Source organism: Accumulibacter sp. (assembly GCF_032229525.1).
In the GTDB taxonomy this organism is placed as follows: domain Bacteria; phylum Pseudomonadota; class Gammaproteobacteria; order Burkholderiales; family Rhodocyclaceae; genus Accumulibacter.
The window spans coordinates 1-11,228 of record NZ_JAVTWB010000116.1; the positions used below are offsets into that span (position 1 = coordinate 1).

The 11,228-nt window shown below is 65.1% G+C and carries 5 protein-coding genes and 1 pseudogene; 4 read left to right on the forward strand and 2 right to left on the reverse strand.

From position 1 onward, the window contains the following. Positions 1-636, forward strand: a pseudogene (locus RUW20_RS07755) (MFS transporter); the annotation flags it as partial. Positions 637-699: 63 nt separating this feature from the next. Here RUW20_RS07755 and eno read toward each other — a convergent pair. Continuing rightward, positions 700-2,031 (reverse strand): phosphopyruvate hydratase, encoded by a 1,332-nt coding sequence (gene eno, locus RUW20_RS07760; RefSeq protein WP_313951636.1) that lies wholly within the window; start codon positions 2,029-2,031, stop codon positions 700-702. A gap of 419 nt (positions 2,032-2,450) precedes the next feature. Continuing rightward, complete coding sequence (locus RUW20_RS07765) at positions 2,451-2,828, reverse strand: cytoplasmic protein (RefSeq protein WP_313951632.1); 378 nt, start codon at positions 2,826-2,828, stop codon at positions 2,451-2,453. A gap of 351 nt (positions 2,829-3,179) precedes the next feature. Here RUW20_RS07765 and RUW20_RS07770 point away from each other — a divergent pair, with 351 nt between their 5' ends. From RUW20_RS07770 to RUW20_RS07780, 3 genes are all read left to right on the forward strand, one after another. Continuing rightward, a complete protein-coding gene (locus tag RUW20_RS07770; protein ID WP_313951633.1) occupies positions 3,180-5,075 on the forward strand; it encodes a pyruvate kinase in 1,896 nt (631 codons plus the stop codon). A gap of 386 nt (positions 5,076-5,461) precedes the next feature. Further along, positions 5,462-7,177 carry an autotransporter assembly complex family protein gene (locus tag RUW20_RS07775; protein WP_313951634.1) on the forward strand — a complete coding sequence of 572 codons (1,716 nt, stop codon included), beginning with the start codon at positions 5,462-5,464 and terminating at the stop codon, positions 7,175-7,177. Positions 7,178-7,203: 26 nt separating this feature from the next. Then, a partial coding sequence (locus RUW20_RS07780; protein WP_313951635.1) for a translocation/assembly module TamB domain-containing protein occupies positions 7,204-11,228 on the forward strand: 4,025 nt, incomplete at its 3' end.

Sequence of the window (11,228 nt, forward strand, 5' to 3'; positions counted from 1 at the left end):
GTCAACAAGCTGGCCGCGGCGCGCATCTTCCTCTTTGGCGCCCGCGACGTCTGGTTCGTCGTCGGCCTGCCGGTATTCCTGCGCAGCGTGCTCGGTTGGTCTTTCTGGCAGGCGGGTGGTTTCCTTGCGCTCTGGGTGATCGGCTACGGCATCGTCCAGGCGGCGACTCCACGGCTGCTGCGCCGTCGCGTCGAGGGGCAGCACGAGCCCGACGGTCGCACGGCAACGATCCTCGCCTTTGTCCTCGCCGCGCTGCCGGCCGGCATCGCCCTGGCGCTGAGCGCGGGTGTGGCGCCGGCGATCGTCGTGGTCGCCGGACTGATCATCTTCGGTGCGGTCTTTGCCCTCAACTCTGCGGTGCACTCCTACCTGATCCTGGCCTATACCGACAGCGACAAGGTGGCGATGAATGTCGGCTTCTATTACATGGCCAATGCTGGCGGCCGTCTGGCCGGCACGGTTCTTTCGGGTGCTCTCTATCAGTGGGGCCTGCAGAGCGGGCCGAGCAACGGTCTGGTCGCCTGCCTGTGGGCGTCGACGGCCTTCGTCCTCGTTGCCGGGCTGCTGTCCTTGCTGCTACCGCGGCACATCGCCCCGCACAGCAAGCCGATCAAGATCGGCGACGGCGGCGAATAGCGAGCGGCAAAGAAAAAAGGCATCGCCGAGGCGATGCCTTTTTCATTGCTGCGGTCTGGTCGCTCAGAAGCCGGCGCCCTTGATCGACTTCAGGCCTTTGTAGACGGCCTTGCTGCCCAGTTGCTCTTCGATGCGCAGCAACTGGTTGTACTTGCAGATGCGGTCGGTGCGCGACAGCGAGCCGGTCTTGATCTGGCCGGCGCCGGTGCCTACCGCCAGGTCGGCAATGAACGCGTCTTCGGTTTCACCCGAACGGTGCGAGGAGATGACGCCGTAGCCGGCCTTCTGTGCCATCTTGATCGCGTCGAGCGTTTCGGTGACCGTGCCGATCTGGTTGACCTTGATCAGGATTGCGTTCGCCGCCTTCATTTCGATGCCCTGCTTGAGGCGGACCGGGTTGGTGACGAAGAAGTCGTCGCCGACGATCTGCACCGTCTTGCCGAGTGCCTTGGTCAGCTTGACGTAGCCTTCCCAGTCGCTCTGGTCGAGACCGTCTTCGATCGACACGATCGGGTACTTCTTGCACCAGTCGCTGTACACCTTGATCATGTCGTCGTCGGTGAACAGCTTGTCCGGATTCGACTTCCAGAACTTGTAACCCTTGCGGTCACCTTCGTCGAAGAGCTCGGAAGAAGCACAGTCCAGCGCGATACCGATCTGCTTGCCGGGCTTGTAGCCGGCAGCGACGATCGCTTCCATGATCACTTCGAGAGATTCGTCGTTGGTCAGGTTCGGCGCGAAGCCTCCTTCGTCACCGACGGCGGTGACGTGCCCACCCTTTTTGAGAATGCTCTTCAGGGCGTGGAAGATTTCGGTGATCCAGCGCAGCCCTTCCGAGAAGGAAGGTGCGCCTACCGGCATGATCATGAATTCCTGAAAGTCGATCAGGTTGTCGGCGTGCTTGCCGCCGTTGATGATGTTGGCCATCGGCGTCGGCAGACAGAAATCGCGATTGGAATGGATCTTGCCGATGTATTTCCAGAGCGGCATCTTGCTGACGTTGGCACCGGCCATGGTGATCGCCATCGATGCGCCGAGCAGCGCGTTGGCGCCCAGGTTCGATTTGTTGGCCGTGCCATCGAGGGCAATCATCGCCTCGTCGAGGGCGCGTTGGTCAAGCGGGTTCTTGCCCTTGAGCAGCTTGGCGATCTCGCTGTTGACCGCTGCCACCGCCTTCTTTACACCCTTGCCGAGGTAGACCTTCTTGTCACCGTCGCGCAATTCGCAGGCTTCGAATTCGCCGGTCGAAGCGCCGGAGGGGACGGCCGCACGGGCCATGAAACCGTTGTCGAGCGTGATGTCGACTTCGACGGTCGGGTTGCCGCGCGAATCGAGGATCTGCCGGCCGACAACCTTGGTGATCTTGACAAAGTCAGGGGTGGCGACGGTGGCCACTTCAACTTGTTCGGCGTTCTGATTTTTTGCAGACTTTTGGGATTTCTTGACCTTTTCGGCTTTTGCCATAATGGAGCTCCGTGGGAGTGGTTTGGTGGAAACGCTTGCGAGAAGCGACGGTGAACATTTGTCCCATGGATCATACCGAATACGGATCGCGCGGTGCAATGCTTGGCGGCAGTTAAACGCTGGCCATCGGCCGGGATGCCGGCGATAGGGGGCCACGCGGCGGCGAAAGCGTGGACAGCGCACTCCGATGGTGCGAGGCGGAGGCGAGAAAGCATCCGGCGGCGATGTCGGTCGACGTCCGCTGCGCGCGTCGACGAGCGCTTCCTGCTCCCAAGTGGCCAGAACATCGACATGAAACTTGTGTTAACCAGATTTTTCCAGACTATCGCTGGCAATCGCCCCGCGCCTGACTACTTTTTTTCCGTCTTGTCGGCTGTGTCTTGCTTGAGTTCGACCATTATCACGTGCGTGTCGGTTTGTCCCACGTTCTCCCCGATGTGCGTCTGTGCTTCAGACCACAGCACTTCCCCGGCCTTGAACTCCCTGACGATGAGCTTGCCGTCCGGCAGAGTGATCGTTCGTTTGAACGGTTCGATGGCGTAGAGAACGAAGGCCGGGTGTCGATGCTGATGAGTTTTCTCTCCCGGCCGATCGCGGTACTCCAGGACGCGCACGCGCTCGTTCTCGAGCAGAACCCTGTACTTGTCGCCGTCGGTGCTGACGGCGTCCTGAGCAGCGGCCGTCGCCGACAACGCGAGGCTGGCGATGATCAGCGATAAGCGCAGCATCGTCGTCCTTTCCTTTTCCAGGTAGTCCCGAGCTCGTTGGATGTGCTTGCGGCGCACGCTGTCGGCGCTACGCACTGGCCTGAGCGGCTGTCGTTGAAGCTGGCGATCGCCACCTCCGGCAGCCCTGTCTGTGAGCACGCCCGGGAGGGGCCCCGTGGCATTATGCGCGCGAAGTCCATCGGCGTTGGCGTGCGTGCGAACGGCGTCACTCTGACCGCTGGGGCACCGCCAGGTGCTCGGTGCTTGGCCAGCGCTCGCGGTACCCGCCCTGCGCCGCCGTCATGCCACTGAAACCTGCCGCCTCGACACTCCGTCCTCGGGAATACCACGAATCGATCGGAGAGCGTTGACGTGAACAACAGGCAAACCAGCAATGCGGACGAGCCGTCGCGGCTCGCCCTGGTAGGTGGCGCGGCGCTCGCTGTCGAGCGACTGCGCAAGGATGCGGTGGCCGTCGAGCAGGAATTCGGCGACCGCTTGCGGCTGACCGCGCCCGCTTTCAGCGCGAGTGCCCGAAACCTCGCGCACTATCTGGCCGTGCGACGCGTTGATATTCGCATCCTGCAACGCGAGTTGGGCCGGCTCGGCCTGAGTTCCCTGGGGCGCATGGAGGCGCATGTCATGGCCACGCTCGACAGCGTGGCCGATGCGCTGTGCCTCTTGGGCGCGGGAACCAGGGCGGTGCAGGTCGGGTCGGTGCCGCCGATCCTGTTTCGGGAGGGCTGCGCGGTTCTCGCCGAGCACGCCAACGCGATCCTTGGCACGGTGCCAGCCGACCGTGCCACCCGGATCATGGTGACCATGCCAAGCGAAGCAGCCAGCGACCCGTCGTTCGTCAGCGGGCTTCTCGAACAGGGTATGGGCATCATGCGCATCAATTGCGCCCACGACGACGCCGACGCCTGGGCGCGCATGGTCGAGCACCTGCGGCAGGCAGAGAAGACGGTCGGGCGTTCGTGCAAGGTATGCTGCGACCTGGCCGGGCCGAAGCTGCGAACCGGACAAGTGGAGGCGGCGACAGGAGTCATCAAATGGAAGCCACAGCGAAATGCCCTGGGTCAGACCATCGCGCCGGCTTTGGTTCGCCTGGTCCAGGCGTCCACGGAGCAAGTCATCGAAGGGAACGCGATCCCCGTCCGGGGCGACCTGCTGGCCAGAGCCACGGTCGGTGATCTGATCGACCTGCACGACGCGCGTGGTCGGGCGCGCACGCTCGAAATCATCGACGCGTCCGGCGATTCCTGCCTGTGTCAGGCGATCCGCACGGCCTATGTCACTGCCGGCACCGAATTGACCCTGCGCCGCTACCGGAAGGTCGTCGCCCATGCCGTGATCGGCGAGTTGCCACCGCGTCCGCAAGCGATCCTTCTCAAGCCCGGCGACACGCTGCAGGTGGTCAGCGGTACCATTCCCGGCCGCAACGCCGTCGTGGACAGCGACGGAACGGTTGTCGAAGCAGCGTTCGTCGGATGTGCCATCGACGAGGCCTTTTCGTGCGTTCGCCAAGGCGACAGGATCTTCCTCGACGACGGCAAGATCGCCGGAACGATCCGCCAGGTGATGCCCGATCGATTCGACGTCGAGATCACCTACGCCGCAGGCGGTGCGGCGAAGCTTCACGCCGAGAAGGGAATCAACTTGCCCGACACCGATCTGAAACTACCGGCACTGGGCCCGGACGACCTCGACGCGCTCGAATTCGTTGCCAGCCACGCCGACATGGTGGCGATGTCCTTCGTGCAGCGGCCGCGCGATATCGAACAACTGATCGCCGAGCTCGAGCGGCTGGACGCTTCGCACCTGGGCATCGTGCTCAAGATCGAAACGCAGAAGGCCTTCAGTCGCCTGCCGGCACTGTTGTTCGCCGTCATGCGCCACTCGACGGCAGCGGTCATGGTGGCCCGCGGCGATCTCGGCGTTGAAGTGGGTTTCGAGCGCCTTGCCGAGGTACAGGAGGAAATCCTCTGGCTGTGCGAGGCGGCGCACATTCCGGTGATCTGGGCAACACAGGTTCTCGAGTCGCTGGCCAAGGGTGGCATGCCATCGCGCGCGGAGGTGACCGACGCCGCGATGGGCGCCCGCGCCGAATGCGTGATGCTCAACAAGGGTCCCTACATCCTGCAAACGCTGAAATTCCTGTGCGATGTATTGAACCGCATGGAAATGCACCATGAGAAGAAGACCGCGATGTTGCGCCGACTGAGCATCTCCGAATTACCTCATTCCGAACAGTGCTTGCCATTTTGATCGGATCTGGAAACTGGCAGAAATGGCGCGGCGAGAGCTGAGCCGGCCAAGCCCTGTCCCTTCCAGCCAGACAGACGGCGGCCAATGGCAGCCGTCTGTCTGCTAAGCGAGCGTCGGTCAGTCACGGCGAAAGCTGTCTGTGCACGGTTTTCTGCGGCAACCGGTGTCCCGCGTCAGGCGGTCCCCACTGGCCAGTAGCCGTGCGATGCGTCTGGTCAACGGTCTGTTTCTTCTCGCTGCGGATCTTGTCAGTCCGCGCTGCAAAACGGTTATCCTATGACCCGTTCGCGATCGCGGCTCCGGGCCGTTCGGCGGACCTCGTCGGCGCCTGTGCGCAGGTCGACAGAACGTTCACGGTCACTTCAACGCTTGCCACTCCCGCTTTGATGAAGATGTACAAGCCTTTTGCCATGGCGGCGTTGCTGCTCGCCCTGCCTGCCTCCGCTACCGTGCCGCAATTGCAGGCGCCGGCAGAGGTGCGTGAGCTGCTGAGTAGTTACCTGGACCTCGGGGACGTTGCCGACGCGCCGGCGCAAGCCGCGTTCGAACGGCGGATGCAGCGTGAAGTGGCCAAGCTGCTGGCGACCGAGGGTTACTTTTCACCCGCGGTCGTCGTGCGCGAGCACGATGGTGAACTGCTGGTCGACGTCCAGCCTGGCCCACGCTCGATGGTCGGCAAGGTCGAACTGGAGATCGTCGGCGAGATCGAGCCGGCACGCCGGGAGGCGCTGTTGAGTGGCTGGAAGCTGAACAGCGGCCAGCCGTTTCGGCAAGCCGATTGGGACGACGCCAAGCAATCATTGTTGGCCGATCTGCTCGCCGTCGACTACGCGGGCGGTCGCCTGCAGGACAGCCTCGCCGAGGTCGATCCCGAGGCTTGCCGGGTAGACTTGCGCGTCGTCGTCGAACCCGGTCCGCGCTACAGCTTCGGCGAGCTGCAAATCAGCGGCCTCAAGCGCTACTCGCCGGAGCTGGTGCAGCGTTTCAACCGCAGCGTCGCTGTCGGCGCCAACTACCGCGAGGACAAGCTGCTGGCCTTTCAGACCGCCTTGCAGGACACTCCCTACTTCGGGTCGGTCACCGTTTCTCTGGACCGCGGCGAGGACGGCGAAGCCTCGCCGCTTGATGGTGAAGCCCGGGTGACGGCGCCGGTGCGCGTGCATGTTCGCGAGCGCGCGCCCTACCAGGTGTCGTTGGGCGCCGGTTACAGCACCAATACCGGGGCCCGGGTCGAAGCCAGTTACCGCAGCAGCGATCTGTTCGGTCGTGCCTGGGAACTGTCCACCGGCCTGCGCCTCGAGGAACTGCGTCAGACAGCCTATGCCGATGTTTTCTTTCCACCGGACGAGCGGCGTCGGCGCGATGGCGTGGGCATGGCCATTCAGAGTTCCGATATCGAGAATTTGGCACTCGAGAGCGTCTCGGTGGGCGCCACCCGCACCCAGCAGCGCGGCAGCGTCGAGCAGCGTCTGGGGGTCAACTGGCTGCAGGAGAAGCAGACCCCCAAGGGGGCGCCGACCACCACCAACCAGGCCCTGACGGCGCAGGCTGGCTGGACCTGGCGGCATGCGCCGGTGGCGCATGATCCCGCGCAGGGCATCGCGCTGCAACTGCAGCTGGGAGGCGGCAGCAAGCAGCTCTTTTCCGACCAGGATTTTCTCCGTACCTATGCGCGCTACAGTCAGGGGGTGGCGCTCGGCGCCAGCGACGGGCTGCTCTTTCGCGGCGAGCTGGGCGTGACCTTCGCGCCGTCGCGGCAGGGCATTCCGCAGGATTTTCTCTTTCGCACCGGTGGCAGCAACTCGGTGCGTGGCTACGCCTATCAAAGCCTTGGCGTGGCGGAAGGCTCGGCGACCGTTGGTGGGCGTTACCTGATGACGATGAGCGCCGAATACACGCACTGGATCACGCCTTCATGGGGTGCAGCGGCTTTTGTCGATGCCGGTGACGCCCAGGACAGTCGCGATGCCTTCGAGCTGGCGGTTGGCTACGGCCTTGGCGCGCGCTGGAAAAGCCCGGTCGGACCGCTCGGTCTCGACCTCGCCTATGGCGAGCGCGAAGGCAAGGTGCGCTTCGATTTTTCTTTGGCGATACCGTTTTGAGCGAGCAGCCAGAGGAACCTCGGCCGATGAGCGAGGAGGCGCCCGCAGCCCCGGCGGCCCCGCCGCCGCCGCGGTGCCGCCGCTGGCCGTGGCTGGCGCTGTTTGGCGTCGCATTCGCCGTGCTCGGCAGCGTCGCCTGGTTGCTCGGCAGCGAGAGCGGTTTTCGCGTCGCCTGTCGGGCGATCGGACAGTTTACCGGTGGGCAGCTGACTCTGACGGAACCGAGCGGGGCGCTCTACCGGTCGTTTGCCCTACGCTCACTGCATTGGCGCGACGCGACACTGGATGTTCAGCTCGAAGACCTGCAGCTCGAATGGCGCCCGCTCGATCTACTGCACGGGCGACTGTCGGTCGCCCGGATCGCCGCGGCCAGTCTGCGCATCGCCAACCTTCCCAGCGACGAGCCGCTGCTGGTGCCCGCGAGCTTGCGCCTGCCGTTGGCGGTCGAGGTCGAGCAATTACAGCTCGGCAGTATCGCAATAGGCGACCACGCCCATCCGGAAGGCAAGGCGGCGACCATCGTCGAAGTGCTCGAAGCGCAGTTGTCGAGCGATGGCGTGCTGCACCGCCTGTCCGTGGCAGGCGCCCGCGTCAGTGGTCTCGCGGTCACCGCCGAAGCCTCGCTGGCAGGCGACAAACCGTATGCGCTGGCGGCCACCGCGAGCATCGAGGGCGAGGCGGCCGGCCGCGCGCTGGCTTTCGATCTGGCTGCCGACGGGCCGCTCGAAGCGCTTGCTGTTCGCGGCAGCGGCCGGCCCCTCGAAGCCAGGGCCGGCGAAAACTTCGCTGGCGAAGTCAGCGCGCAGATCAATCCTTTCCGGTCACAACCAATCCGCGAACTGGTCGCCAGGCTCTCGGGAGTCGACCCGGCAGCGTGGAGCAAGGGCGCGCCGGAGGCGGCACTCGACGTGCGCGCCGAGTTGAAGCCGCTCGGCGATTCATCCGGCGGCCTGGGTGGGCGCCTGGCCGTGGTCAATCGTCGCCCAGGCGCCATCGACCGGCAACTGATACCAGTTCAGTCACTGCATGCAGACCTCGCGCTCGCTGACGACGAACTGCGCCTGGCCGATCTGGACCTTCGCCTTTCCGGCGGTGGGCGCTTGCGCGGCCGTGGCACACTGCGCGATGCCGAACTGACCCTGCGCCTGGCGGCGACAGCGCTCGACGCGCGCGCGCTGTACAGCACTCTGCGCCCGACGAAACTCGCCGGGCCGCTGCGCGCCAGCCTTGGCCTGAATCGCCAGTTGCTGGAAGCCGAATTGCGTGATCCGCAGTTCACGATCAAGAGCAAGATCGCCATCGAGCCGACCGAGATTGTCGTCGATATGCTGCGTCTGGCCACCGGCGACGCCAGTCTGGTCGCCAGTGGCAAGCTCGGTCTGGTGGACGCCGGCAAGTTTGCCGTGCAGGGAAGCCTGAAGAATTTCGATCCCAGCCGCTTCGCCGAGGTGCCGGCGGCGCGCCTCAATGCCGAGTTCGACGCCAGCGGTAGCAGCCAGCCGCAGCTCACGCTCGGACTGCGTTTTCAACTGCACGACAGCCTCTTTCGCGCGCGGCCACTTTCCGGGCGCGGCGAGATTGACCTGGTCGGCGAGCGTCTGCGCAAGGCCGACGTCGAGCTCGACGCGGCCGGCAACCACCTGACGGCGAAAGGCGCTTTTGGCGCCCGCGGCGACCTGCTGACGCTGTCGATCGCGGCCCCGAAACTCGATCCTCTGGGGGTGAGCGGCGATATTCACGGCACGCTGCTTGTCGGTGGCAGCATCAAGCTGCCCGAACTGTCGGCTGATCTGCGCTCGGCACGTCTGGCGGCGAAGGGCTTCGGCGAGATTCGGGGGCTGGAGCTTGACGCGCGCCTGGGCGATGGCAAGCAGGGCGCACTGTCGGGCAAGCTGCGCCTCGCCGGGCTGGATTTGCCGGATGGCGGGACGCTCTTGAACAAGTTGCTACTCGACGCCGAAGGCGTGCGCAGCGCGCACCGGTTGCGCGGTCAGATCAGCCTGCCGGGCAGCCGTGATCTGCGGCTGTTGCTCGAGGGTGGCCTGGCTACGCCCGCTGGTGGCATGGTGTGGACTGGCACGCTGAACGAGCTGAGCGTCTCTTCGCGCGTGGACAAGGCCAGGCCCTTCGTTCGCCTTGGCGGTGCGCTGCCGTTGCAGCTGGCTGCGGAGCGGGTCAGTGCCGGACCGGCGGAGTTGCTTGGCAGCGGCTGGTCGGCTCGCCTCGAACGCGTCCTTTACGAAAGCCAGCGCTGGCAGACCGCCGGCAGTTTGCGCGGCCTGCCGGTGCTGGCGACGCTGGCCGAGTTTCCGGAATTGTTCGAGGCGGTTCTGGAGGCGGCCAAGGGCAGCAGCGAAACCCTGCGGCTCAATGCCGAGTGGGATATCGCCAACAGCAGCAAGGTCAGCGGCAAGCGCAAGCCGGTGAAAGCCACAGCGCCGACGGGCCGGCTGCGGCTGTGGCGCGAGAGCGGCGACCTGTCGATCGGTGCGCTGCCGCTGGGCCTGGAGGAGGGCAGCGTCACTCTGCTGGCCGCGGACGGCCAGCTGGAAGCACAGCTCAAGCTGCGCGGCAAAAAGTTCGGTGAGCTGAGCGGCGAGCTGAACGCCACCGGCTCTGCGGACTCCTTGGTCAAGCGCCAGGCGCCCTGGCGCGGCCAGCTCAAGCTGAACGTGCCCGATCTCGCCTGGGCTGGGCGATTGGTCGGCGACGGCTGGCAACTGGGCGGTCGTCTGGCCGGCGAGGTGGCGGTCGGTGGAACACCGGCGCAGCCCCGCCTAAGCGGCGAGCTGCGTGGCGAGGGGCTGGCCGTGCGTGCGCTGGACCACGCCATGCGGCTGGAACGTGGCAAGTTGTTGTTGCAATTGACCGGCGAGACGGCGGGTGATATCCGCCTGGTGCTCAAGCAGCTGGTCTTCGAAAGTGACTTCCAGCCGATGCCGCGCATCCTGGTGCTCGATCCCGGCCTCGATGTCGCCGCTCTGACCGGAAAACCGGGGCGGGTCGAGGCCAGTGGCAACCTGCACCTCGGACATACCGACGGGGTTCTCAACCTGCAGGTCGATCGACTCGGCGTCACGCAGCGGCCGGAGCAATGGATGCTGGTCTCCGGTGACGCCAAGCTGACCCTGGGCGAAAAGGCGCTCGATGTTCTCGGGCGCTTCAAGGTCGACGCCGGTTACTGGGAACTGGCCAAGAGTGGCACGCCACAACTGTCCGAGGATGTGGTGATCAAGCGTCAGGGATCGGCCAGGGTCAAGGTTCCGCCGCCGGCGCGGTTGCTGTCGGTTAACCTGGATGCCGACCTGGGCCGCCACTTCCGCTTTCGCGGCGCCGGTGTCGAAAGCCGCCTGGCGGGTGCCGTGAAGCTCACCTCGGACGGCACCGGATTGCCGCGGGCGAGCGGTTCGATTCGTACGGTTGGCGGCCGTTTTGATGCCTACGGCCAGAAACTGGCGATCGAGCGCGGCATTCTCAACTTCCAGGGTTTGCTCGACAATCCGGGCCTCAATATCCGCGCCATTCGCACCAATCTGCCGGTCGAGGCCGGCGTCGAGGTCACCGGCACGGCCAGGCGACCGATCGTCCGGCTGGTCTCCGACCCGTCGGTGCCGGACGCCGAGAAACTCTCCTGGCTGGTCCTCGGCCACGCCTCGGATCAGCAGGGCGCGGGGGGAGACCCGTCGGTGCTGCTGGCTGCTGCGCAGACCATCCTCGGTGGTCAGGATGGCGGCGCGTTGACCAAGTTGCAGCGAAGTCTGGGCATCGACGAGTTCGGTGTCAGCAGTGGCACGATCAACGGCGGTGGACGCCAGGAGAGCAGCCGCATCGCCAGCAACAGCTCCTTCGGCTCGAGCAATACGACCAGCGGCCAGATCGTCAGCGTCGGCAAGCGGCTGTCATCGAACGTCCTGGTCAGCTACGACCAGTCGCTGACCACCGCCGAGAGCGTCGTCAAGCTGACCGTGTACCTCAACCGGAACTTCTATGTTGTCGGGCGCGCGGGTTCCGACAACGCCATGGACTTTTTCTGGAATTACCGCTTTGGTCG